The sequence below is a fragment of the Cupriavidus sp. 96C5-1 genome (assembly GCF_057798855.1).
The window spans coordinates 92,183-116,585 of the sequence record NZ_JBYOJU010000018.1; the positions used below are offsets into that span (position 1 = coordinate 92,183).

Below are 24,403 nucleotides of genomic sequence, written 5' to 3' on the forward strand. Positions count from 1 at the left end.
CGCGAACGCCGCCAACGCAACGATCAAGGAGAGAACATGCCAGTAAGCGATCACGACCTGACCCAGGCCTGGCGCCAGGTGCTCACGCTGTCCAGGCTGCAGCCCGGACAGACCGTCACGGTGCTGACCGGCGCCGCCACCCATCCGCAAACGCTGCGCACCGCGCAGGTGGCCGCGGCCTCGATGGGCGCCATCGTCAACCGGCTCGACCTGCCGCCGGTCAATGGGGAGAAGGCGCTGAGCCGCGACGCGCTGGCCTATCTCGGCACCACGCCGCTGACCGGCAACCCGGCCGCCATCGCCGCGCTCAAGGCCAGCGACCTGGTGCTGGACCTGATGACGCTGCTGTTCTCCCCCGAGCAGCACGAGATCCTCCGCGGCGGCACCAGGATCCTGCTGGCGGTGGAGCCTCCCGAAGTGCTGGTGCGGCTGGTGCCAACGGAAGGCGACCGTGCGCGCGTCAAGGCCGCTACCGCGCGGCTGGCGCGTGCGAAGCAGATGCACGTCACGTCCGCTGCCGGCACCGACCTGCGCTGCGCGCTCGGCGAGTTTCCCGCCATCAGCGAGTACGGCTTCGTCGACGAGCCCGGGCGCTGGGACCACTGGCCGAGCGGCTTCGTGCTGACCTGGCCAGACGAAGGCGGCACCAGCGGGCGCATCGTGCTGGACCGCGGCGACATCCTGCTGCCGATGAAAACCTATCTGCAGGAGCCGATCGGCATCACGGTGGACAAGGGCTACGTCACCCGCATCGAAGGCGGACTGGATGCCGAGCTGCTGAGCGACTACATGGCATCGTTCAACGATCCCGAGGCCTACGCCATGTCGCATATCGGCTGGGGCCTGCAGCCGCGCGCGCGCTGGTCCACCCTCGCCATGTACGACCGGGAGGCCACCATCGGCATGGATGCGCGCGCCTTCGAGGGCAATTTCCTGTGCTCCTTCGGCCCGAACAACGAAGCCGGCGGCAGCCGCACCACGGCCTGCCATATCGATATCCCGGTGCGGCATTGCACCGTGCGGCTCGATGGCGAGGCGGTGGTGGAAAACGGCAAGGTACTGGATCGCGAATACCAGCAAATCCAGCAGACCCGGCAAATCCCGCAAGACCGGCAAGCAGCGAAAGGAGCCGCCGATGCATGAAGAAGCCAGGACCTACCAGCGCCAGGGCTTCGGCGCCGCGCTGGAGCCCAAGGCGCCCTACGGGCTGCTGATCATCGATTTCGTCAACGGTTTCGCCAATCCGGAGGTCTTCGGCGGCGGCAATATCACCGAGGCCATCGCCAACACCGGGCCGCTGCTGGCCACGGCGCGCGCGCAGGGCTGGCCGGTGGCGCACAGCCGTATCGTGTTTGCCGACGACGACAGCGACCACAATATCTTCACGCTGAAGGTGCCCGGCATGCTGGGCCTGAAGGAAGACAGCCACGACAGCGCGATCGTGCCGCAACTGGCACCGCGCGCGGGGGAACTGGTGGTGCGCAAGACCGTGCCCTCGGCCTTCTTCGGCACTTCGCTGGCGGCGTGGCTCACGCAGCGCGGCGTGCGGACATTGCTGGTGGCGGGTTGCGTGACCAGCGGCTGCGTGCGCGCCAGCGTGGTCGATGCGATGTCGCTGGGATTCCGGCCGCTGGTGCTGTCCGATTGCGTGGGCGATCGCGCCATCGGGCCGCACCATGCCAACCTGTTCGACATGGCGCAGAAGTACGCCACCGTGATGCCGCGCGACGAGGCGCTGGCGATGCTGGCGCGCGCCGCCTAGCCCCGGCCCCGTGAAGACGCTACGCGCGTTTGGCGCGCGCCGCTTTCTTCGTTGCGGCGCTCGCCGCAGCCTGCGCCAGTTGCGCGGCGCCGGCATCCGCCAGCGCGGCGGGTACGGCGTCCGGCAGGCACACCGTGCTCAGCACCGTACGCTGGATCATATTGCGCCAGTGCTCCAGCGCCGGCTTGCTCATCATCGGCTCGCCCAGGAAAGCGCTGAGCGTATGATGATTCGAGTTGTAGAAATAACCCAGCGATGCGATCACCAGGTAGATATCGCGTGCCTGCGCATCGGGCTGGAACGACCCGGCGGCCTTTCCGCGCGCCAGGATGCCGTCCAGCACGGACAGCGCATAGCTGGAGATTTCCCGGAGCCGGCCGGACTTCTTCGCATGCTTGCCCTGGCTCATGTTCTCGCTGGACAGGATGGCGACGAATTCCGGATGCGCCAGGTAATAGCCCCAGACAAAGTCGACCAGCTGGGTGAGCGCGCGTACCGGATCCCCGGTGTCGAGCTTCAGCGCCTGCTCGGCCTCGTTGAGCTGGAGGTAGATGGTCTCGAGCACTTCGACGAACAGCTTTTCCTTGCTGCCGAAGTAGTAGTAGATCATGCGGTCGTAGGTCTTGGCGAGCGAGGAGATTTTCTCCACGCGTCCGCCTTCGTAGCCGCGCAGGGCAAAGACCTTGATCGCCGCCTTGAGGATCTTGGCGCGGGTGTCCTGAGCTTGCCGGGCCCGGGTGCCGGCTGCCGCGCTCTTCTTAGCGGTCGGGGTGCTCATATCGTTGAATTCGACTTGCCATGCTGTTCAAGGCTGGCAGTATAACGGCCACGGCGGGCGGCCCCGGAATCCGGCGGCCCGCCCGCGTGGGCAACCGAACCATGGAGCGTATGGAAACCAATCCCGGCATCGCGTCGCAGTCCGCATCCCCTCCTTCATCGCTGCCGCTTTCGCCGGGCTCGCTGCGCGACGCGCTGCTGCGCGCGCGCGGCGTGCTGCTGGTGACACGCGCGCCGCAGGCGGCGCCGCGTCCGGCGCCCGGGCAGCCTGGCGCGGCCTCGGACTACGTTGGCGCGCAGCCGGATATCTTCGTCGCGGTGCGCGATAGCGGCGAGATCCTGGCCTTCAACGGCCATGTCGACCTGGGCACGGGCATCCGCACTTCGCTGGCGCAGATCGTGGCCGAGGAACTCGATGTGCCGGCAGCACGCGTGACCATGACACTCGGCCATACCGAGGCGACCCCCAATCAGGGGCCCACCATCGCCAGCGCCACCATCCAGATCTCGGCGCTGCCGCTGCGGCGCGCGGCGGCGCAGGCCATGGCGTGGCTGCGCGAGCGCGCCGCGCAGCGTCTCGGCGTACCCGTGCCGGCGCTGGTGGCCGAGGACGGCTGCCTGCGCGTGCGCGGCGACCCAGGCCGGGGCCTGGCCTATGGCGAGCTGCTGGCGGGCGAACATGTCGAGTTGCCGCTGGCCGACCATGTCGCCACCAAGCCGGTCGCCGCATATCGCGTGGTGGGCGCTGCCGCGCCGCGCGTGGACATTCCCGCCAAGGCCACCGCGCAGCTCACCTTCGTGCACGATGTGCGCGTGCCCGGCATGCTGCATGGCCGGGTGGTGCGTCCGCCCTACGCGGGCCGCGATAGCGGCGACTTTGTCGGCACCAGCCTGCGCGGCGTGGACCGCGCCTCGGTGCGCGACGTGCGCGGCGTGGTCGACATCGTGGTGCAGGGCGATTTTGTCGGCGTGGTGGCGCAGCGCGAGGAACAGGCCATGCAGGCGGCACGCCGCCTGCGGGTGGACTGGAAGCCGGTGCCGCCCCTGCCCGACCTGAACGGCCCCGACGCCGCCGAAGCCGTGCTGCGCGCCAATCCGGCGACACGGCGCGCGTTGCTGGACGATGGCGATGCGCAGGCTGTCTTCGACGCCGCGGGCAGCGCGGGCCGGGTCTTGTCACGCAGCTATGCCTGGCCCTACCAGATGCACGCTTCCATCGGTCCCTCCTGCGCCGTGGCCGATTACCGCGGCGACGGCCTGACCGTCTGGTCCGGCACGCAGAACCCGCATGTGCTGCGCATCGACCTGGCACGCCTGACCGGCCTGGACGAAGGCCGCATCGAGATCGTGCGGATGGAAGCCGCCGGCTGCTACGGCCGCAATTGCGCGGATGATGCCTGCGCCGATGCCGTGCTGCTGTCGCGCGCGGTGGGGCGGCCGGTGCGCGTGCAACTGACCCGCGAGCAGGAACACCTCTGGGAGCCCAAGGGGGCGGCGCAACTGATGGACGTACGCGGCGCCATCGGCCCCGGCGGCGCATTGCTCGCCTATGACTTCGTCAGCCGCTATCCGTCCAACGACGCGCCCACGCTGGCGCTGTTGCTGACCGGCGTGACCGGCAACGCACCGCGCACGCTGCAGATGGGCGATCGCACCGCGGTGCCGCCCTACCGCTACGCGAACACGCGCATCGGCTGCGACGACACGCCCGCCATTGTGCGCGCCTCGTGGCTGCGCGGCGTTTCGGCCCTGCCCAACGTATTCGCGCATGAGAGCTTTATCGACGAGCTCGCGCATGAGGCCGGCGCCGATCCGCTGGCCTTTCGCCTGCGCCACCTGCCCGACGAGCGCGCCACCGACCTGCTGCGCGCACTGGCCGCGCGCGCGGGCTGGCGCGAAGGCGCGCGCGGTACGCGCGGCGCGCCGGGGCCGGACGGGCTGCTGCGCGGGCGCGGCGTGGCCTACGCCCGCTATATCCACAGCAGATTCCCGGGCTTTGGCGCAGCCTGGGCAGCGTGGGTGGTGGACCTGGCGGTGGCGCCCGACACCGGCGAGATCGCCGTGGAGCGGCTGGTGGTGGCACAGGACACCGGCATGATGGTCAATCCCGACGGCGTGCGCCACCAGGTGCAGGGCAATGTGGTGCAGGCCCTCGGCCGTGTGCTCAAGGAGCAGGTGCGCTTCGACGCCGCGGGCGTGGCCTGCCGCGAGTGGGGCAGCTACCCGCTGCTGGCCTTTCCCGAATTGCCGCCCATCGAGGTGGTGCTGATGCCGCGCCAGCACGAAGCGCCGATGGGCGCGGGCGAATCCGCCTCGCTGCCGGGCGCGCCGGCCATCGCCAATGCGGTCTTCGATGCCACGGGCGTGCGGCTGCGGCGCGCGCCATTCACGCCGGAAACCGTGCGCGCCGCGCTGGCGGGGGAGAGCCGGGCACCCGCCTGAGGGCGGCGAAATGCCATCGGGCAGTTTCGCACGTGCGCCGGAGACGTCAGTCGGACGCGCCCTCCGGCGCGCCGTCGCGGTCGTCGAACTCGCTCATCTTGCGCAGCAGGTAGGTGATCGCCACCCGTTCGGCGGGATTGAGGTCGCCAAAGGTCTGCTCCGAGATGCGGTGTGCGAACGGCACCGTTTCCTCGATCAGCGCCAGGCCGGCCGGCGTCACCGTGACCACCACCTTGCGGCGGTCGTTGGGATCGTGCGAGACCGCCACCAGCGCGCGTGCCTTGAGCCGCTCGATGATGCCGCGCACGGTGGCCTGGTCGATGGCGGTGGCGCGCACGATCTCGCTGAGCGAGCACGAGCCGCGGTCGTTGACCGCGCACATCACCACGAACTGCGCCGCGGTCAGCTGCGAATCGGCAATGGTCTGCTGGAAGATCGCCACGTGGCGCTGGTAGGCGCGGCGCAGCAGGTGCCCGACCTGTTCGGTGAAATCGTACTCGGCAGCGGCCGGCTTTTGCGCGGCGGTCTTGCGCGCGGAGGAATTGGACACGATGAAGGGTCTGCAGGCAGGGGGAAGCGTGCCTGGGAGTATACCGAGCATGGGCGGGCGCGGCGGGTTTTTTTGATGCCGCCGACACCTTGCTCACCTGCAGATTGCATGGCAAGAAACGGGGTGTCTGCCCTGGCCAGTCTCCGCGAAGATGCATCAAACGATGGAGCATGCCAATGATCCCCACTGTTCTTCGCCCTGCGAATCGCCTGCCTGCCGCGTTCCGGCGTCTGGCCTGGTCGAATCTCGCCGCTCAGTCGGCCGAGCAGACCAGCCTGGCGAGCGCGCCGATTATCGCCGTGCTGGCGCTTGGCGCCACAGCCGGCGAGACCGGTCTCCTGCAGACAGCGCAGACGCTGCCGTTCCTGCTATTGTCGATCCCGCTCGGCGTCTGGGCCGATCACCGGTCGCGGCGAACCATGATGGCCATGGCGGAAGGCTTGCGGGTACTGGCGCTATTGGGCGTTCTGTTCCTGCTGGCGGCGCACGCGCTGACGCTGCCGCTGCTGGCGATCCTGGGCTTCATCGGTGCGACCGGAACCGTTGCCTATAGCGTCGCGGCGCCTGCGCTGGTGCCGATGCTCGTGGCGCGTGAAGCGCTCGCGGTGGCGAATGGCCGCATCGAGCTGGCGCGCAGCGTTGCCTATTCGGCGGGTCCGGCAGCGGGAGGGCTGCTGGTGGGGTGGGTAGGCGCCGGCTGGGCATACGGTTGCGCCGCAGCGCTCTCGGTACTGGCGGTCGGACTGTTGGCGGGGCTGCGTGAGCCGGCCCGCGCGCAAACCGCACGGCGCCATTTCCTGCTTGAGTTGTCCGATGGCGGACGCTTCGTGATGAAGAGTGCGCAGTTGCGGTCGATGCTCGCGACGGCCGTTTTCTTCAATATCGGCTTCTTCATCCTGCAGGCCGTCTACGTCCCCTATGCCGTGACCCGGCTCGGATTGACCGCCGGGCAGATAGGCATCACGTTTGGTGCCTATGGCGCAGGCATGACGTGTGGCGCTCTTGCCGCGCCGTCGATCTTGCGGCGGCTTGCATTTGGGCGCGTACTTACCGTAGGCCCTGTCTGTGGTCTCGTTGCATCGCTGGTCATGCTGGGGACGCTGGCAGCGCCATCGTTCTGGCTTGCCACATCGAGCTTTTTCCTGCTCGGTGCCGGTCCGATACTCTGGACCGTCGGATCCACCACCCTGCGGCAGGCCATCACGCCCGTCGGCATGATGGGGCGCGTATCCGCGATCAACAGCACAGCCACCTATGGCGCGCGGCCGTTGGGCGCGCTGCTTGGCGCGGCCATCAGCGCGCGCCTCGGGCTGGAGGCATGCCTTGTTGCCGCAGTCGGTGGATTTGTGGTGCAGGCGGCGATCATCCTGGTGTCGCCGGCCGCCCGCCTCGAGGCGATCCCCGGGATGGATGCCGCGAGGCCGGCAACGGCAGCGTGAAGGCGGTGCGCGCCTGCCGGTTGATCAAGGACGCAGCCTGGAACGCAGCTTGCATACCGGCAGGCGATGTTGCGACACAGTATTGTCATTGGGGTGTGCTTGGATAGGAGGCTCCTCATGGCAGTGGCAACTACGCTCCCAGGCAAGCTGCTTGCGCCTTCGATGGGAGCGAAATGTGGCAATCAGTGCGGCGAGCCGATGTGTGGCTCACCCGCTCTCCATCTTTTTCGGCCCCCCGAGATCTTTAGCGCTGGGAGACCACCAATGGATGTTCTGTCCACCCAGCATAATTTTCGCGGCCCCTCGTTGAAGGACTTGCTCGATGCGCGCGAACTCTACCACTGGCATTGACTCAACAAGGCCAATGTCATAGGTACGGCTGCGGGCCTCTATCTGATCAGGAAGGCCGACCCGTGGCCAAAGGCTGGGGACAACCAGCACGCGACGGAGGGTCTTGCGAGCCACAGCATCCGAACCTTCGAGAACTCTGGAATTCGCCCTTACCGTCTTGGACGCAGGCCTTGCCGCGCGCGCATGTCTTCGCGTCGGTTATCGACTGCAAATGTGCGACGGTGAGAATTTCCGTCAGATTTTGCAAAATAACCATAAATCCTATATAGAGGGCGAATTGAAAGCCTTTCGAAAGAAATAAGCTGTCCAGACGCCATGTCGTAACCTTAATTCACACATCGACACTTGACTCTGATTCAGGGGCTACGTGCCATGCCATGTTAATTCTAGTGGTTTCCTACAAGGAGGGCTTGATTTTATGCTTCATGATGTACCATAGTGGAAATATCACTACCTGGAGGAAGCATGGCTACATACAAACAGCTGCTGGCAGAGAAGGAAAAGCTGGAAGCCCAGCTTGTCGAAGTGCGGGCAACGGAAGTCGCCGGTGTTATCGAACAGATTCAAGCTTTGATGATGCAATACGAATTGACCGCCGAAGACATCGCTCCCAAGCGTCGTCGTGGTCGTCCGGCCGCCAGCGCGGCGCCCAAGGCTCCGGCAAAATCCAAGACGTCGCTGCCTCCGAAGTATCAAGACCCGAAGACGGGCGCCACTTGGACCGGCCGCGGCCGTGCACCTGCCTGGCTTGGAAAAAACCGCGATAAATTCCTGATTGCAGAGGCGTAATAGCGGGACGGCGGCATTTGCCACTACTTGGGGGCATGTGCCGCTCTGACCGGGAAGTCTGGAAGCAAGAAAGCCCTTCGCAATGACGAAGGGTTTTTCATTTGGACTGCCTGGGCGTGCCGGCGCGTATGCGTTCGATAAGAAGAATGCGATTACAGGGCTATCGCCATCACCGTTGCGCGGGCGGCGATAGTCTCAGCGAACTCGCGGGAGACAAGCAAGCGGTGGGGCACTTCGGAACGAGGAATTTTCGTAAATCCAAACCGGGAAAAGTAGCCGGCAGCGGTCTCGGTTCTCAGCACCAGGGATTCGAGCCCGCGCTGACGAACGTCAGCGACCAGTGCAGACATAAGCAACTCGCCCAGGCCGGCGCATCTCGCACGTTCCGCTACGGCCAGTCCTCTGAGCAGGCCAACTGTTCCGCCATACTCCTCGATGCCAGCGCATCCCAGCAGCCCGGATTTGTCGCGGCTGACGTGAAACTGCAGCGCATGTTCGCCTATCCCGCCTACCGGCAGGGTACACGAGCGAAGCAGTGCCTCCACTTCGGGGAGGTCGCTTTTCATTGCATGACGGGGGCGCACGGTTCTACCTTGTCAAGCAGCGGAGAGTTCAGGGACGCGAGCGGAGACTTGCTGACCGGCCCCTGCGGAAACTCAGTCCTCGTCATCGTGCCAGCGGTGCCACTCACGGTGACGCTCTCTCCACTCCTGTTCTCTCCATCTCCGTTCGCGCCATTGGCGCTCTCTCCAGGCGCGATCCCGCCAGTCGTCATAGTATCCGGGCGCAACAACAACAGGCTGCGGCTCGATCACGACAGGCGCCGGGCCGTAGACCGGAGCGGGGGCATACACGGGTGCAGCTACGAAGGGTAGCGGGACGCCGATGCCGACACCAACACTCACATGAGCCTGGGCGCTGACAGAAACGAGGGCCGCGACCCCGGCCGCCAAGCCGAATGCTAGGGCTTTTCTCATCGTTGGAACTCCTTCCTTCCGTGCGGTGACACCACACCAGTTAGTCTTGGCACTGGATGTGAGCCAGTTCATCCGGAGTAACGTGAGGCTTGCCGGGCCAGTTGACCCACTGGCTGCGCAACTTTGTATCCAAACGTATAGCGTGGCTCACGCGGATCCGGGGATAGCGCCGTGCCTGGGAGAGAGGTGTGACGATTCAGAACCACGCACCGCTCATCCTGATGCGCAGCACGAGCCCCGCTGCTGGACCGACGGGCACTTGTTGGTGCCGTACGAGCAGAAAACGCAGCAGTCCCCGGCCTTGGGTCTGAGCACGGTGTGGCAATGTTCACATTCGTAGAACCACTGACAGGCGTTTGTGGGCATGGACTCTTCCTTCCTGTGGCCACAGAGCGGGCAGGTGATGGTCGACTGCGGTTTGACCTTGTCCATCATCGTCTCCACCTCATCCAGCGAACCGCTCTTGATCGGTTACGGCCTCGCTATCAACGGATGATGCGCAATTGACGCCAATCTCCCCACGCAGCTTTCCACGGGCTTTGCCATCCGAATGGTAGGCCACAAGAATGGCATTGCCGTGCGTTACTGTTGTCGGAGAGACAGCGGCCACGACCGCGTTGCCCTTGGCGTCGGCCATGAGATGATTATCCTTCCCGTTGCCATCCGGCGGTGAAGCCAATGGGCTGCGGGTCAATATGATCTTTTGCTGAAATGAGCCCGCTGGCAATCTGACAGATTGCCTTCCCTGAGCGGCCAAGGGTGGGCCTTGCCGCACGGGCTGGTGATGCGGACAATGGCGCCAGCCGTACCTTTTTGCGAGAACCGGGAATCGTTTGTCATGCCTGCCGCCGTTGCTGTTGTCTCCGCCCTTGTCCGAGCTACGGTGAAGCACCTTGGATGAGACCGACGCCGCCTGCGCGCGGGACGCGGCCGCTCCGCCCCGGCCGGCCGCAGCGCCAGGCGCCGCGGCCAACGCCGTGGGCGACCCGCCGCTGCGGCTGGCGCGCACCCGCACGGCGCGCGTGCTATTGACCGCGCTGGCGCTCCTCAGCCTGGGAGTGGCCATTCTCGGGCTGTTCGTTCCCGGCCTGCCCAGCACGGAATTCCTGCTGCTGTCCGCCTGGGCCGCGGCCAAGGGATCGCCGCGGCTGCATGGCTGGCTGCTGCACCATCGCGTATTCGGCCCCATGCTCTACAACTGGCACAACGGCCGGATGGTCAGCCGCCGCGCCAAATGGAGCGCCACCGTCGCCATGAGCGTCTGCAGCGCCGTGCTCCTGGTTGGCATGCACCGTCCGTGGCTGGCCTACGGGGCGATTGCATGCATGGCCTGCGTGCTGGCGTGGTTGTGGCGCCGGCCCGAGCCGGCGGCCTGAGGCCCGGGCGCCGCTCCCCTGGCCGCCGCCGCACCTTGCTCCATGCGCTCGCCGGCATCGTCCGCGCGGGTGCTGCCGGCGGACGCTGCTCGATATCGCTTGTGTCCGTCAAGCAGAATGCGTTGCATGCATAGAAAATAATTCTATCTCTGGTTAAAGAAAATATTAAATCGATCGGTTCCGGATATACCGCCGGGTAGGCGGGTAAGATTTATATGTTTCTTGGTTAGTACAAGAAGACATCAGGAGAGATTTTAGTTGAAATACATTGGTTGGCATGACAAACTCCTTCCTGAAGCAGGCGCTGCTGGCTCGTTTGCGGGCCACCGCCGGCGTCTCGTCTCCCCGGATCGCATTTTCCCCTTCGCTATCGGCCTCGTGTCGGCGGGCGGGCGTGCGCCAGAAACAGGTTGCCAGCGGGGGCAGTGATGGCCGTCATGGCCGATGATGCCCGCCCGACTGAATTAACCATAATAAAACCGGGAATTAAATAATCAGCAAATTTCGGGGATTGGCCTGGCGAATATGCGGTCTGGATTCGATTGCATCCAATCCTGGAAAGCCATGGCCGAGGGGGGCTCTGATGAATGGCAATGCAGTAACGGTGGTGAAATGGAAACGAGTCAATGGCAAAGAGATATCCAGGTGGAAATGGCTGATGTGTCCTGCGCGCGCGAGGCCTTCGGACGAGTCGAGAAGGCGGTACGTGCGCTGGGCTTCGATATGTGCGCCTACGGCATCCGCATGCCGCTGCCCGTGTCCAAGCCCAGGACGATCATCCTCAACAACTTCCCGGCAGCGTGGCAGGCCCGCTATCAGGAGGCCAACTACCTCGGCGTAGACCCGACGGTGGCCCATGGCCGGCGCACCGCCGTGCCGCTGGTGTGGACGGACGACGTTTTTTCCGGCACCCGGGCGCTCTGGGAAGAGGCGCGGGCGGCCGGCCTGAGGGTAGGGTGGAGCCAATCCTGCTTCAGCGCCAACGGCGTGGGCGGCATGCTTTCGATGGCGCGCTCGTCCACCCCGATCTCCCGCGGCGAACTCGATAGCTGCGAACTGCGGATGCGCTCGCTGGTCTGCATGACCCACGCCACGCTCTCCCGCATCCTGTGCGCCGAGTTTCCGCCCATGCCAACGCACAAGCTGACCCGCCGCGAGACCGAGGTCCTGCGGTGGGCCGCGGACGGCAAGACCTCGGGCGAGATCGCAAGCATCCTCAAGGTGTCGGTGGATACCGTCAACTTCCACATCAAGAATGCAGTGCACAAGATGAACGCCACCAACAAGACGGGGGCCGTCGTACGGGCGGCCATGCTCGGCTTGTTGCACTAGACAGTGCCCTGACTCACGACTTCGTTGAACAAGCCAGCCGATAGGACGCGCGATCCGTCGCCACCAATGCCCGCAAGGCTTCAGCCTTGCCGCGCTTTGCTCCCAGGCTCACGCGCCTGTTCGACTGACTTATCGCTTCAACGAGTTTCAGACGCTGGACACCAGCCTGCCGTACCATGACGTTTTGCCGGGCGTAGCCCTCCCGGCTTCGGAGTCTGCCGTGTCGACAAGAACCATTGGAATCGGATCGATGAGCTTCAAGCTGTGCGCGACCCTGCTGGTCGCGGCGGCGCTGCTCTATCCGTTCGCGGATCCGCAGGCCCGCTCCGGCGTGCTGGCTTCGGTCTGGCAGACCGGGTGGCTGTCGGTATCCGCCGTGGTGCTCGCTTTTCTCGCCGCGGTCGGCTTGTATTGCCGTTCGCTGCAGCGCTGCCTGGAGCGGGTCGGCCCGGCTGCGCGGGCGGCGCAGCCGGCATCGGTCTGGCTGATGTTCCTGCTGCCGTACAACTTCGTCGAGGACTTTTATATCGTCGCCAATGTCAGCCGTTCGATACGCGCGGAAGCCGCCGCCAATGCGCGCCTGGCTGGCCTGACGGGCTTCGGCTTCGTCTCCGGCTTTGGCTGGTGCGCGGCGCAGATCGTGTCGCTACTGCCCAATGTCGTCGGGGAACTGGCAGGCGGTGTCGCGCTGCTGTGCTGGGTGGCGCACTGGCGCCTGGTGGCGAAGGTGAACCGCCTGCTTGCGGCGCCCGGCGAGAGCGTGGCGGCGCCGGGTGCGTCCCGGTCCCCCCAATAGGGCGGTGCCGGGCTCGCCGCGACGGGGCTGCGCACGCCAGGGCATGGCTCACGGCCCGTCGCTGATGCGCACATCGCTGAGCGAGATCAGGCGCGGCTGCTCGATCAGTGCGGCGGCCGCGTCGACCAGCGCCTGGCGCTGTGCATCCTCGACCACGATGCCGGCCTCCGGCAGTGCGCCAGCCAGGTATTCGAGCAGGACCGCATCGTCGAGCCGGTACGCCGGCAGCGTGCCGCGGTGCAGATGCCAGGCCAGCGCGGCGCATGCCGCCGCGTGCAAGCCGACGTATTGCTCGGCCAACTGCATCACGCGCACCGTGTCTTGGCCCAGGGATTCCAGTTCCAGCGCCGCGTGGCAGGCCGCCAGCCAGAGCCGCAGGCGCGTCTCCAGCGCGGTGAGCGCCTGTTCCAGGGCTGGCGGCTGCGCTGCCTCGTGCCGCACCGCCTGCATTTCGAAGAAGGCCGCAAGCAGGCTGTCTTCCCCATTGGCGGTCAGGCGCAACTGGCTTTGCGCGGGCCAGCCTTTGCTGCTTTCGTCGCGCCACAGCAGCGGTCTGACCTGATCCAGGTGGCCCGTGCCCAGCCCGGCCTCCAGCTTCCGGCGCAGGCCCGCGCCGAGCGCGCGCAACTGCGTGGCGACCAGGCTCAGGTTGACCTGCGTGCTGCCGTCGAACAGGCTCACCACCTGGCTGTCCCGCATCAGCTTCTGGAAGACGCCCCAGGGGTACTCGCTGCGCACGTAGTGGCGCGCGCCTAGCACCAGCGCCAGTTGCCGGGCTATCTCCTCGCATTGGGCGGGCACATGGCATTTCGCCACCGCGGATAGCAGGCTGAGCTCGGCGGGGTTGGCGGCGATGGCGCGACAGGCTATCTGGGCCACCAGGTCGGCCACCAGGATGCCGGCATAGCTTCGCGCAAGCTTGGCCTTGACCATGGGAATGTCGGAGGCCAGCTTCCCGTAGAGCCGGCGCCCATACGCGAACCTGAAGGTGAGGCGGAACAGGGTGTCGACAGCGCCAAGGGAGAAGCCCGCGCACAGCACGCGCGAGATCTGCAGCGTCTTGAGCACCGTGAAGAGGGCGGCTTCCGGGCCGCAGACAAGGGCGTCGGCGCCGCATGGATGATCGTGCAGCTGGAAGCCGCTGATGTCGGCGCCGCGGATGCCCAGCGTGCGGATCTTGGGGTGGGAGCGCCATGTGGTGGCGGCGCTGTCGGCGTCCTGGGGCCGGCGCAGCCACAGCAGCCCCAGCGCCGAGCCGCCGTCGGCGCGCTCGACGCGGCAGAGCACCGTCAGGCTGGCGCCGCGCCGGCCGTTGTTGATCAGCCATTTGCTGCCGCTGGCCAGCAGGCTGCCGCCCTGCTGCCGTACCAGGAACTCGGTGGAGAGGATGTCGCTGCCGTGTTCCTTCTCGGTGAGCGCCAGGCAGGCCAGGCCGCCCTGGCGCAGCAGGTCCGCCGCCTGCCGCTGCTGTGCGGGACTGCCCGCCAGCCAGATCGGTATGCTGCCCAGCATGGTCTGGCCGAAGGCGATGGCGGTGGTCAGATCGCGCCGCGAGATCAGGCGTGACATCAGCATGGTGCGCTCCAGCTCGGCCAGTGCGCCTCCCAGCGCCAGGGGGATCAGCTGTTCGAAGCAGCCGAGTTCCCGCAGGGAATCCAGGTGCGCTTGTGGAAAGGCCTCCTGCTCGTCGAGTTCGAGCGAAGCATGGAAGTTGATGGCCGAATGTGCCTGTACCGGATCGCCCAGCGCGGCTTCGAGAGCCTCGCCGAACTGGATGGCTTGTTGGTCCATGATTTTTCCTCGGAATGGAATTGGGGAAAGGGAAAGGTGTGCGCCTGGCGCAATGCCGCCGGGACAGCGCCCGGCCGCCTGGCATGGCGGCTTCAGCGTGGCGGGCGCGCCGGTGGGGCAGGCCGGGGCAAGGCGGGCGTCACCAGGACATGGGCGGCGCCGGCGTCCTGGTGGCAAAGCGCGCGCCAGCCATTGGCCTCCCGCGCGAGCGTGCCGGTGTCCTGGCCGGCATCATCGAACGCTGGCCAGGGCGCCACGGCTTGCCATACCGGCCGGTCGGGCCCATGCCAGTCGCGCAGGCGCAAGGCACACGCGAAACGGGCGAAACCGTGCTGTCCAAGCGCCTTGAAGAGTGCCTCTTTCAGGCACCAGAGAAAGGCGCGCGCTTCCGTGGGCAAGCCGCCCAGGGCGCGGCGTATCACCCACACCTCCGCAGGCCACAGCAGCGTGTCCAGGCTGCGCGCCCGCACGGCGTCGAAGCCCTCGACGTCGACGCCCACCGGCACCTCTCCGACCGCGGCCATGGCAATGCGCCTGCCGTGGCTGATCGAGAGATGCACCGCTTTGCCGGTAAAGACCGGTCGGCCGTCCTCGCCGTTGCGGATGTGCCATGCGTGCGCGGCTTCGGTGTCCAGGGGGCGCCTGTCCGCCAGCAGGATGCGCAGCGCCTGCTTGCCGGCCAGGCGGCCGCCGAGCCATTCGATCTGGCGTTTGCGCATCGGGAAGCCCTGGAGCCGCGACAGTTCTTCGGCATGGAGCCACGCACTGGCCGGCCAGCCGGCGCAGGCGTGCTCCGGGCACTGCTCGGCCAGGGCGTCCAGGTCGATACGCCAGCAGCGGATGCCTGCCGTGTGCGGCGTGGCGAAGCATGGCTTCAGGCTGGCGGGCGGTTCAAGCACGGCGCGCGTAGCCCGGGGGGACAGGGGCGCCGGCGATCTGGCGTACCACGCTGGCCATCTCGGAGAAGCGCGCCTGCAGGCTGTGGAACAGCGGCAGCTTCATATCGCGCTCGAACGCCTCCCGGGAGCTGACCAGGATGATTTCGAAGAAGTCGAACTCCGCGTTGCCGGCGGCTTCGTGCATCTCGAAGCGCACCACGCTGGGCAGGTCGCGGCAGGCGGCGTAGTCCACCTCCCTGACCCACTTCACGAATGCGGCGCGGTGGTCCGGGTGTTTGAGCCGGATATGGTCGATGATGGTGAGCATGTTTCAGTCTGCCTCGCAGGTTTCCAGTCGGGTTTCCAGGTGGATGAGACCGGCCTCGCCGTCCAGCGTCAGCCAGTCTCCGGTCTTGATGCGTGCCGTCGCGGTCCTGGTATTGACGACGCACGGTACGCCGAACTCGCGCGCGACGATGGAGCTGTGGGACAGCATGGAGCCCACATCGGTCACGATGCCGCCGGCCAGCGCGAACAACGGGGTCCATGAGGCGTCGGTAAAGCGCGTGACGATGATCTCGCCCCTTTGCAGCTCGCCGGCTTGCCCGGTCAGGTCGTGGATGACGCGAGCCTTCGCGCGTACGCGGCCCCGCGAGGTGCCCAGGCCTTTCAGGCTGCCGGCCGGGTCGCCCTGCCTGCCGTCGGCTGCATGCCCGGCCTGGCCGAAGAAGGTCAGCGGGGGCTCTTCGCCGCTCTCGTGGGCGAGGTGCTGCCGGCGCGCCGCGTCGATCTTCGTGCGGGGAAAGCATTCGGCCGCGCTGGCATAGCCATTGGCGTAGGTCATGAGATCCTCGAAGTCCAGGTAGGCAAGTTCGCTCTCGTCGAGCAGCAGGCCCTGCTGGCGCAGCCGCCGTGCCAGCTCGCACAGGACGCGCCGCACCAGCCAGATCGAGGTGATCATGCTCATCCGGGTTTCCTCCCGCATGCGGCTACAGGCGCAGTACAGGCGGATGACACGCCGCAGCGCAGCCCGCTTGAGCGCAGGCAGCTTGCGCAGCAGGGTCTCGGTGTCGTCGTGCGGGGTGTCGTCGGCGCCGGCCAGGCGCTGCTCGACCGTATTGCCGCGCGCCAGGTAGATCTTCATGATCTGGAAGACGTAGGTCGGGTCGTCGATCCAGCGCGGATGGCTCAGCTCCATCTCCTGCCGGGCGCGCACGCCGTTCTCGCGCATGAAGGGTGCAAGCTGCTCGTCCAGGAAGGCGATGCCTTCGGCGTCTTCCTTGAGCCGCGCCAGCAGCTGCTTTGCCGGGAGCGCCCGGAACAGCGATTCGACCTTGGGGTACCGTGCCACGGCCCGGGCCAGGTCCCAGATGTCGCGCGCGCAACGGATGGTGCGCAGGTTCGACATATCGCCTTTCAGGCGGTTCTGCAGCTGCGCGCCCTCGCCGGGCAGCCACGACTGGCAAAGCTGTTCCAGCATGCCGTACATGCCGAAGGCGTTGATATAGAACGGCAGGTAGCCGATATGCATGGCGCGGAAGTAATCCAGCGCATGCGTGAGTTCCTCGCGCAGCTGGTTCAGTTCCATGCCGGCCAGGTCCAGGCCGGTGGCGCGGTCGAATTCGCGATAGCGCGACGCCACCATGTGGCCGGCGCGGGATTTCGCGCCAGCCAGCTCGGCCATGGTCTTCCAGAGCCAGTACGCGCCGGAGCGCCAGCGCGAACCGCGGTGCCGCTCGCCGTAGGGATTGCTGTAGTCCGCGAGATCCACGTCCTCGCTCGCGAAGCGCTGCAGGAACGGGCGCTGGTCGAAGCCGGCCGGCGTTTGCGAGAGGAGGTAGGCGGTATAGGCCACGTTCAGGTAGACGTGGCCCTTGAAGTAGCCCATGTACTCGTCCGGGTCGCCCAGGTCCAGCAAGCCGATGCCGGTGCCGCAGGCCCGGTGCACCTTGTACTGGTAATGCCGGGTGAAGGACAGCCCCAGGGGCGTCATGCGGCCGGTGAAGATCTCGCCGATATCCATGCGCGACCACAGGGCGCGCCGCGCCACCTCCGGTGAAGGCCGGCCCTGGTGCGGCGATTCCACTTCGGGCGCGGGCGCGTCCGCGGCCATGGGGGTGATGGGCCGGCTTTGCAGCAGCCAGATGCCGTCTCCGTGCTGCGCCCATTCGATGTCCTGGGGGCTCCCGAACAAGGCATTGCACTGCTGCAGCAGACGGCCGATGGCGTGCGTCTGCTGGCCGTCCAGCACCGCCGTGCCGCGCCATTCCGGCGCCAGCATCTGTTCCTCGATCCGGCGCGCTGCGGCGTTCCAGCGCATGGCCGAAGGCTTGGCCTGCACCTGGGCGCCGAGCGGCGACAGCACGGCGGCTTCGAGGATGTACAGGTCGGAGGCGATGCGGCCCGACACCAGGCCCTCGCCCAGGCCGTAGCAGGCTTCGATCAGGATCTGGTCGCTGCGCTGGTTGAGCGGATTGTGCGCGAAGGCCACGCCCGCGCGCTCCGCCGGCACCATGGCCTGCACCACGACGGCCATGGCCGGTACGTGCGTCCCCGGCGCGCCGCCGGCGCCGCTATCGATGCGCAGGCTGCGGCGATAGGCCAGCGCCTCCCGGTTCAGCAGCGATGCCCAGCAGTCCCGGATATGATCCAGCAGGCGGTCGGGCCCTTCGACGCACAGGTAGCTGTCGTGCTGGCCGGCGAAGGAGTGCTCGGCCGAGTCTTCGCCCGTCGCCGACGAGCGCACCGCAACCGGACCCGAGCCGAGCGCCGCATAGGCCTGGAGGATGTCGTCGCGTGCCTCGGCGGGAAAGGTGCCACGGCGGATGCGCACGGCGATGCCGGCTATTTCCGCCTCGCTGTCCCGGGCCCAGGCGGCATCGAGATGAATGCCGTTGCCATGCAGGAAGCGCTCGAAGCTGGCGACGGGCAGGCAGAAGCCGGCCGGCACCGGCAAGCCGTGCGCGTGCATCCTGACCAGGCTCCACCCCTTGCCGCCGAGCCGGTCCGGGCCAAGCCCGGCGGCGGCATCGAAGCTCAGCGCCCAGCGCTGCGCCGCGTCGTGGTGCAGCGGCCGGTTGCCAGCTTGCGCACCGCTTCCGGGAGCGGTGTCGGCCAAGGGCTGGCCAAGGGGAACAAAAGCGGTGGCCAGGCCATTCGCGGCGGCACTGGAAGTCAGCGTGTCCATGGAAACTCCCGGAATGCGATGTGGTGAATTGGATGTGATCAAGGGCAGGAACTGGAAGCGGTCGGGTGCGTGCCAAGGGCGCATCGGCGCATCGGCGGAGCGGGCGCCGGACAAAGGGATGCCGGTATCGACCCGTATCAGCCGGTGCTGGCCAGGAAGGCGAAGTAGCTCTCGCCGGGCAGCATCCGCTTGTCGTCCACCCGCGTGAAGCCATGGTTCTGCAGCTGCTGCCGGAGTTCCTCGCGCCGCGGCAGGCCACTGTCCTCGTCCGACAGGGCCCACCACAGGTGCAGTGCCGCCACGGCGGCGCTGCCGCCCCGGCAACTGGTGGTCAGCAGCAGCCGCCCGGCGGGCTTGAGCAGCGCGCGCACCTTGCGCAACAGCGCGTCGCGGCGCTCGCCGCTGAAGTAATAGATGTTGTTGTGCAGGGTGATCAGGTCGAAGCGTTCGGCGCTGTCGAAGCCGAGGATGTCGGCATGCTCGATCCGCACTGCGCCGTCCAGGCCGCCGGCGGCCAGGTTGCGGCGGGCGGCATCGGCCACCTCCGCCTGGAAGTCCATGGCGAGCAGCCGCAGCCCGGGATGCCGGGCGCGCATGTAGCAAAGGTAATGGCCGGCGCCGCAGCCTATCTCCAGCACCGAGGCATTCTGTGCCCGGCCGGGCATGCCGGAGATCGCCCAGTCGATGGCCTCTTCGACCAGGGGCTCCAGCACGCGCGACGAGCGCGCGATCAGTTCTCCGTCCTGGTCCGCCAGCGTGTAGCGGCGGGCGTCCCGCAGGCGTTGCGGCGCCTGCAGGATGGCGTCGTAGTGATAGCGGGTGACTTCCTCGAACAGCGAGCCGAGCACGGCATTGCCGGACGGCGCGAGCAGCCTGGACAGCCGTCCCTTCAGGCGGTAGCGGCCATCCTTGAGCGCCAGCTCGCCGGCCTTGACGCCGCAGTCCAGCCACGCTTCCACCGCGGCCAGCTGGCCGTTGCCCAACTGCAGGTGCCGGACGATTTCATCGAGCTTGCTGGGCTGGCGCGACAGCAGGCCCAGCAAGCCGCTGGACCCCGCCGCCGCCGCGAACGCGCAGCGGTAAACGTGATTGGCCTGGGTGCCGAGGCGCAGCAGGGCCAGCAGGTTTTTTTCCAGGATCAGTTTTCGCAAGGTTGCGAGGTTCATGGTGCGTGGGTCCGCCTGAGTTGAGAGATGCTGGCCATGCCGGAAGCGACGAGATACGATCTACGAAATACGAGGTGCGAGAGCGCGTGTGGTCGGGGAAATGCCGGCGCTTTGCGTGTCAGAAGTACCAGTCCAGGCCGAGCTGGAACACCCGTCCCATCCGCCAGTACTCGCTGGCCACGCCATGGCGCCGGCCGGTGCCGGTGAGCGGACCGGCCAGGCTGGCGCGCAGCACCACATTGCGCTGCGGCGTGTACCTGGCCGCCAGCGTCAGTTGCTGGCCGTGGTCGCTGAGGTTGGCAAACCACAGCGCATCGAGATGCACCAGCGGGTGCGCCTGGTAGGAGACGGAGGTGCCCAGGTACTGCCTGCCCGTGCCGATCCAGGGCAGGTCGGCAAAGCGGCTGATGGGCGTCTGGTGCAGGTACTCGACGGTCCCCACGGTATTGGCCGCCAGTTTCACGCTGCTGCCCAGCACCGCGCGGTGGCCCCAGTTGCTGCCGGTGCCGCCGCCATTGGCGCAGCCCCTGGCCGCATCGCCGTTGCGCCGGTACCAGAGCGCCTCGCCATACCAGTCGGCCCCCGCCAGGCCGGTGACCAGGTGCCCCGCCGCGAGCAGGTCGCAGTTGCGGCGCTGGCCGACGTAGGCGAAGGACTTGGTGGCCTCGCCGTTGAATTCCAGCCGCTGCAGCCATTTGGCCTGGGTGCCGGCCTTCGCGTCCTGGTCCAGGCTGACGATGCTCACGCTGTTGAGCCGCTCGCTCAGGTAGTAGTCGAGCCGCGCCGCATCCACCCCCGGCTTGTAGAGACGCTCTACGTCGCCGGGCAGGAACGGCGCATAGGTATCGGCCGGCGCCCACAAGCGCGTCAGCGACAGGCTGATGGGTTGCCGTCCCACGGTGTAGCGCCCGCTGGCGAAGCTGCCCTGCGCGTACATCCAGTCCATGCCGGCGGTCTGTTGCGAACGGTCGCCGCGCTCGCGCAACGCCAGGCTGCGCAGCCGGTCGGCATGGGCCTGGCCGTCCAGCAGGGAGCGCAGCGCGCCCGCCTGCGAAGCGTGCCAGTCTTCCATATTGAGGTGGGCCACCCAGCGGATGGCACCGTAGGTCGCCTCGTAAGTGAGGCGCAGCGTCGACGTGCTGGCGTAGGCGGTACGCTCCTGTCCCTCCGGCTTGCTGGCGATGCCGCGAAACTGGAAGACGCCGCCCAGGGCCGCCGCTTGCGCGGCCCGCTCGGGGTTCTCCAACTGGTCGAGCACGTCGACCTCCTGCGAGACGGCCCGCGGGTTGGTCAGCAGCGCCAGCAGCAGCACCACGCAACCCTGGCCGGATAAGCGGCGGAAGGACCGGCAGCACAGCCTAGGCAAAGGCATGGACCTGCTCGGCCGCGTTGTCGGCAACGATCATGCCGTCGTGCAGGGAAATGACGCGCTTGCCGCGGCCGATGACCTGCGGATCGTGGGAGCTGAAGACAAAGGTGATGCCTTCCTCTTCGTTGAGCCGCACCATCAGGTCCATCAGGTTGCGGGCCGATTTGGAATCCAGGTTCGCGGTGGGCTCATCGGCGATCACCAGCTTGGGCCGGCTGGCGATGGCGCGCGCCACGGCGACGCGCTGCTGCTGGCCGCCGCTGAGCTGGTCGGGAAAGCGGTGCATCAGCGCCTTCAGGCCCAGCTGCGAGAGGACTTCCTGCGAGACCTTGCGGCGCTCGGCCGCCGGCCTGCCCTGGAACTCCATGACCATCTCGGTATTCTCGGCGGCGCTCAGCACCGGCATCAGGTTGTAGGCCTGGAACACGAAGCCGATCTCGTCGCGGCGGATGCGTGCCAGCTCCGCGAGCGAGGCTTGCGCCAGCGCGCGGTTGCAGAAGGAAAGCTGGCCCGAGGTAGCGGTGTCAAGCAGGCCGACGATGTTCAGCAGCGTGGTCTTGCCCGAGCCCGAAGGGCCCGCGATCACGGCAAAGTCGCCGCGGCGGATGGTCAGGTCGATGCCGTTGAGGGCGTTGACGGACTGGTGCTTCTGCCGGAACACCTTGCTGATGCCGCGAAGCTGGACGATGGGCGCGAAGGCGTCTTGCTCAGCCATGTTGACTCGCTTGTAGTGGGGAAAGACGGCCGGCCTTGATGGCCGGGTAAACCGTGACGACCACGGTCAGCAGGAACACGAAACCCGCGCCGAACAGCAGCTTGTCCGGCTGCAGGGACGAGTAGAAGCGGTCCGGCAGCAGCACCCCGCCTGCTTCCAGGCTGGTGCCGAAGATCTCCCGGAAGTTCAGGCCCTCGGTGGCGAAATGCAGGTGGGCGGAGTAGCCGATGGCCAGGCCCAGCGCCACGCTGAACGCCGCCAGGTACAGCGCCTCGCGCAGCACCACGCGGGTCACCAGCGCGGGCTGGGCGCCGAGCGCGAGCATCACGCTGAATTCGCGCGCGCGCTTCATCACCGACATCACGATGGTGTTGAGGATGCCCGCCGCCACCACGATGAAGACGATCACCATCAGCAGGTACATGCCGGCCGCATCCAGCATCACCGCCGAGTACAGCTCCGGCGCCGCCTCGCTCCAGCGCCGCACTTGCAGCGGCTGGTCCCGCAGCACCTGGCGCAGGGCGGCGGCGGCCGCGTCCAGCGCGGACTCGTCGTGCAGGTAGAGTGCGATCTCGCTGACTTCGCCGCCGGTGCGCGCCAGCCGCTGCGCTTCGGCCAGGGGCAGCTCGACCCAGAAGGCATCCAACTCGACCATGCCGGTATGGAAGATGCCGGCGACACGGAAGGCCGCCCGCGCGAAGTCGGAGCCGGTGGCGGGCTTTACCGTCAGGGTCAGGCGGTCGCCCAGCCCCACGGCGAGCGAGCGCGCCAGGCGCGAGCCGATCACGATCGGCGGCAGCTTGCCGCCTTGCGCGCCGGCGTCGTCCTGCGCCAGCGGCTCGCCCGTCAGGATGGCTTTCCGGTCGGCGATACCGGACACCTGCGATTCGAGCCGCGGCACCACGCCCGACGCTGTCACCGCCACGGTATTGCCGCCGGCCTGTGCCATGGCATTCAGCCGCAGCCGCGGCACCACGTGGCTCGCCATCGGCAAGGCCGCCTGCAACTGGCCGGAGAGGGCCTCGCCCTTGCCGATCAGCCGGTCCAGGCCCGGGTTGTCGGCATAACCGCGCTGGGAAACGATCAGGTGGCCGAGGCCCATCCGGACCCCGACGTCGATCATGGCCCTGTGGCCGCCGTCGGACAGTCCCTGGAACACCGTCATCAAGGCCACCGTGGCGACGATGATCAGGGCCGTCAGCGCGCTGCGCCGCCGGTTGCGCAGCAGGTTGCGCATCGCGAGTCTGTGTTCCAGGGTCATTTGATCGTCAATCCTTGTGCGGCGGGAATGCGCGTTGCCACTGCCGCCGGCACCAGCGCGGCCAGCAGGTTGATGAAGAACAGGCACAGCAGCGGGATCAGGGCGTTGATGGGCGCCAGGCTGGCGCGCAGCACCGGCGCCACGCTGACGCCAGACATCGAGAAGCCGCCGAAGGCGGAGACGTCCAGGCCGTGGAAGTGCAGATAGAGCTGGCCGAGGTAGCCCAGGCCAAGGCCCAGCAGGCAGGCCAGCGCGGTCAGCCAGAACGTTTCCAGCATGATCAGGCCCATGATGCGGCGCGGCGCCTGCCCGAGCGCCTTGAGCAGGCTGATCTCCTGCTGGCGCTCCAGCACGCTGACCAGCATGGTGTTGAGCACGCCGATGCCGGCGATCAGGAACACGATGAACACCAGCGTGCCCATCAGCGCCCGGTTGGAGGCGATCAGCGCCATGATGTCGGGCCGCAGCTGCGACCAGGCCTGCACGATGCGCGGCACCTGGCGCCCGGCCGGCGTGGCGTTCAGCGCCGCCGACAGTTCGCTGGCCACAGCGGCGGCTTCGCGCGGATCGCGGATGCGGATGGCGAGCTCGTGCGCCTGCCCGTCCAGCAGCAGCATCTTCTGCAGGTCTTCCACGTGGATCAGCATGCGGCTGCGGTCGGTGGTGTCGAGTCCCGCCCGCGAGATGCCGACCACCTGCATGTCGATGGTGCTCTGCGCGCCCAGGGTGTTCTCGTAGAGCAGGCTGACGCGGTCGCCCACGTGCGCGCCCAGGTTGCTCGCCAGCTTGCTGCCCAGCACCACGCCGGGCGGCAGCCCGGGCCCGGGCGCGAGCCGCTCGGCGATCTCGGCGGTCTGCTCGGCGCGCATGGCCGCGGCGACGGCGTCCGGCGCGCGCGGCGCGTCTTCCAGCCTGGCGAAGGCGTCGACGACGGCCGCCGCGGTGAGCCGCTTGTCGAGCGCCGACTGGTCCGCGGTGAGCGGGCGGGCCGCCTTCCACGGGGTTGGCTGGCTGGCGACGAACTGCCCCTGCGCCAGGGTGCGGTGGATCGTGGTGACCTGGCTCTCGGGGCCGGGGTCGATGCCCATCAGCTGTACGCCGCTGGAGCGTTGTCCCCGGCTCAGGTAGCCCCAGGCATAAAGGCGCCGGCTCGCCTGGCTGACCTGCTCCGCTTGCCGCAGGAGCGCCATGTCGGCCGCGCCCGCCGGTACGGTCTTCAGTACCTGCCGCGTGGCGAGATAGTCCGGGTGGTGCACCTGGATATGCCCGACCTCGCCGTCGACGGTGCCCTTGATCAGGTCCAGGCTGAGGCCGTCCATGATGCCCAGGGTGGCCATGCAAAGCGACATCGCCAGGGCGATGCCCGAGCCGGCGACCAGGCTGCGTTTGCGGTTGCGGCGCAGGTTCCGCCACGCCATCTTGAATGTGGTGCTCATGGTAGTCGG

23 protein-coding genes are annotated in these 24,403 nt (G+C 67.4%); 8 read left to right on the top strand and 15 right to left on the bottom strand.

All coding sequences use genetic code 11. The features are described from left to right. Positions 1-36 precede the first annotated feature (36 nt). Positions 37-1,143: a 2,5-dihydroxypyridine 5,6-dioxygenase NicX family protein gene (locus AC3FOF_RS20300; RefSeq protein WP_488727604.1), complete on the top strand. Its 1,107-nt coding sequence runs from the start codon at positions 37-39 to the stop codon at positions 1,141-1,143. Then, on the top strand, positions 1,136-1,762 hold the full coding sequence (locus tag AC3FOF_RS20305) for an N-carbamoylsarcosine amidohydrolase (protein WP_488727605.1): 627 nt from the start codon (positions 1,136-1,138) through the stop codon (positions 1,760-1,762). Before AC3FOF_RS20300 ends, AC3FOF_RS20305 begins: the two co-directional genes overlap by 8 nt. A 19-nt stretch (positions 1,763-1,781) precedes the next feature. On the opposite strand, the gene AC3FOF_RS20310 is transcribed toward AC3FOF_RS20305, so the two are convergent. Continuing rightward, positions 1,782-2,540 carry a TetR/AcrR family transcriptional regulator gene (locus AC3FOF_RS20310; protein WP_488727606.1) on the bottom strand — a complete coding sequence of 253 codons (759 nt, stop codon included), beginning with the start codon at positions 2,538-2,540 and terminating at the stop codon, positions 1,782-1,784. Positions 2,541-2,650: 110 nt separating this feature from the next. Here AC3FOF_RS20310 and AC3FOF_RS20315 point away from each other — a divergent pair, with 110 nt between their 5' ends. Then, the gene (locus AC3FOF_RS20315; RefSeq protein ID WP_488727607.1) at positions 2,651-4,981 is read left to right on the top strand and encodes a xanthine dehydrogenase family protein molybdopterin-binding subunit; all 2,331 of its coding nucleotides are present in this window, start codon (positions 2,651-2,653) and stop codon (positions 4,979-4,981) included. Positions 4,982-5,027: 46 nt separating this feature from the next. On the opposite strand, the gene AC3FOF_RS20320 is transcribed toward AC3FOF_RS20315, so the two are convergent. Continuing rightward, positions 5,028-5,531: a MarR family winged helix-turn-helix transcriptional regulator gene (locus AC3FOF_RS20320; RefSeq protein WP_017230697.1), complete on the bottom strand. Its 504-nt coding sequence runs from the start codon at positions 5,529-5,531 to the stop codon at positions 5,028-5,030. 176 nt (positions 5,532-5,707) lie between these two features. Here AC3FOF_RS20320 and AC3FOF_RS20325 point away from each other — a divergent pair, with 176 nt between their 5' ends. Next, positions 5,708-6,970 carry an MFS transporter gene (locus AC3FOF_RS20325; protein WP_488727634.1) on the top strand — a complete coding sequence of 421 codons (1,263 nt, stop codon included), beginning with the start codon at positions 5,708-5,710 and terminating at the stop codon, positions 6,968-6,970. Between the two features lie 816 nt (positions 6,971-7,786). Then, positions 7,787-8,110, top strand: coding sequence for an H-NS histone family protein (locus AC3FOF_RS20330; RefSeq protein ID WP_017230698.1), 324 nt, complete (start codon positions 7,787-7,789; stop codon positions 8,108-8,110). Positions 8,111-8,262: 152 nt separating this feature from the next. Here the strand turns inward: AC3FOF_RS20330 and AC3FOF_RS20335 are convergent, their stop codons facing one another. The 4 genes from AC3FOF_RS20335 to AC3FOF_RS20350 all read right to left on the bottom strand — a co-directional run bounded on the left by AC3FOF_RS20335 (position 8,263) and on the right by AC3FOF_RS20350 (position 9,724). Next, positions 8,263-8,676, bottom strand: coding sequence for a GNAT family N-acetyltransferase (locus tag AC3FOF_RS20335; RefSeq protein ID WP_017230699.1), 414 nt, complete (start codon positions 8,674-8,676; stop codon positions 8,263-8,265). A gap of 90 nt (positions 8,677-8,766) precedes the next feature. After that, complete coding sequence (locus AC3FOF_RS20340; protein WP_488727608.1) at positions 8,767-9,087, bottom strand: hypothetical protein; 321 nt, start codon at positions 9,085-9,087, stop codon at positions 8,767-8,769. 213 nt (positions 9,088-9,300) lie between these two features. Then, entirely contained in the window at positions 9,301-9,522 is a 222-nt protein-coding gene (locus AC3FOF_RS20345) for a GDCCVxC domain-containing (seleno)protein (protein WP_488727609.1), read from the bottom strand. Positions 9,523-9,532: 10 nt separating this feature from the next. Further along, on the bottom strand, positions 9,533-9,724 hold the full coding sequence (locus AC3FOF_RS20350) for a hypothetical protein (protein WP_276265800.1): 192 nt from the start codon (positions 9,722-9,724) through the stop codon (positions 9,533-9,535). 256 nt (positions 9,725-9,980) lie between these two features. On the opposite strand from AC3FOF_RS20350, the gene AC3FOF_RS20355 reads away from it, so the two are divergent. From AC3FOF_RS20355 to AC3FOF_RS20365, 3 genes are all read left to right on the top strand, one after another. After that, positions 9,981-10,463: a YbaN family protein gene (locus AC3FOF_RS20355; RefSeq protein WP_276265799.1), complete on the top strand. Its 483-nt coding sequence runs from the start codon at positions 9,981-9,983 to the stop codon at positions 10,461-10,463. 651 nt (positions 10,464-11,114) lie between these two features. Next, complete coding sequence (locus AC3FOF_RS20360) at positions 11,115-11,795, top strand: autoinducer binding domain-containing protein (protein WP_017229978.1); 681 nt, start codon at positions 11,115-11,117, stop codon at positions 11,793-11,795. A 250-nt stretch (positions 11,796-12,045) separates the two neighbouring features. Then, positions 12,046-12,591: a hypothetical protein gene (locus AC3FOF_RS20365; RefSeq protein ID WP_488727610.1), complete on the top strand. Its 546-nt coding sequence runs from the start codon at positions 12,046-12,048 to the stop codon at positions 12,589-12,591. Positions 12,592-12,639: 48 nt separating this feature from the next. Here AC3FOF_RS20365 and AC3FOF_RS20370 read toward each other — a convergent pair whose 3' ends face one another. The 9 genes from AC3FOF_RS20370 to AC3FOF_RS20410 form a co-directional block, all read right to left on the bottom strand. After that, positions 12,640-14,382, bottom strand: a complete 1,743-nt coding sequence (locus tag AC3FOF_RS20370; protein WP_488727611.1) for an acyl-CoA dehydrogenase family protein — start codon at positions 14,380-14,382, stop codon at positions 12,640-12,642. 92 nt (positions 14,383-14,474) lie between these two features. Continuing rightward, entirely contained in the window at positions 14,475-15,281 is an 807-nt protein-coding gene (locus AC3FOF_RS20375; protein ID WP_017229981.1) for a 4'-phosphopantetheinyl transferase family protein, read from the bottom strand. After that, entirely contained in the window at positions 15,274-15,588 is a 315-nt protein-coding gene (locus tag AC3FOF_RS20380; RefSeq protein ID WP_017229982.1) for a hypothetical protein, read from the bottom strand. The genes AC3FOF_RS20375 and AC3FOF_RS20380 overlap by 8 nt, the downstream gene beginning before the upstream one ends. A gap of 3 nt (positions 15,589-15,591) precedes the next feature. Next, positions 15,592-18,447 carry a PEP/pyruvate-binding domain-containing protein gene (locus tag AC3FOF_RS20385; RefSeq protein ID WP_488727612.1) on the bottom strand — a complete coding sequence of 952 codons (2,856 nt, stop codon included), beginning with the start codon at positions 18,445-18,447 and terminating at the stop codon, positions 15,592-15,594. Positions 18,448-18,584: 137 nt separating this feature from the next. Next, on the bottom strand, positions 18,585-19,613 hold the full coding sequence (locus tag AC3FOF_RS20390; protein WP_488727613.1) for an SAM-dependent methyltransferase: 1,029 nt from the start codon (positions 19,611-19,613) through the stop codon (positions 18,585-18,587). A 118-nt stretch (positions 19,614-19,731) separates the two neighbouring features. Continuing rightward, complete coding sequence (locus tag AC3FOF_RS20395) at positions 19,732-20,985, bottom strand: hypothetical protein (RefSeq protein WP_488727614.1); 1,254 nt, start codon at positions 20,983-20,985, stop codon at positions 19,732-19,734. Continuing rightward, on the bottom strand, positions 20,972-21,697 hold the full coding sequence (locus AC3FOF_RS20400) for an ABC transporter ATP-binding protein (protein WP_017229986.1): 726 nt from the start codon (positions 21,695-21,697) through the stop codon (positions 20,972-20,974). Before AC3FOF_RS20400 ends, AC3FOF_RS20395 begins: the two co-directional genes overlap by 14 nt. Continuing rightward, the gene (locus tag AC3FOF_RS20405; RefSeq protein ID WP_488727615.1) at positions 21,690-22,958 is read right to left on the bottom strand and encodes an ABC transporter permease; all 1,269 of its coding nucleotides are present in this window, start codon (positions 22,956-22,958) and stop codon (positions 21,690-21,692) included. Before AC3FOF_RS20405 ends, AC3FOF_RS20400 begins: the two co-directional genes overlap by 8 nt. After that, positions 22,955-24,394 (bottom strand): ABC transporter permease, encoded by a 1,440-nt coding sequence (locus tag AC3FOF_RS20410; RefSeq protein WP_488727616.1) that lies wholly within the window; start codon positions 24,392-24,394, stop codon positions 22,955-22,957. The genes AC3FOF_RS20405 and AC3FOF_RS20410 overlap by 4 nt, the downstream gene beginning before the upstream one ends. Positions 24,395-24,403: the final 9 nt, after the last annotated feature.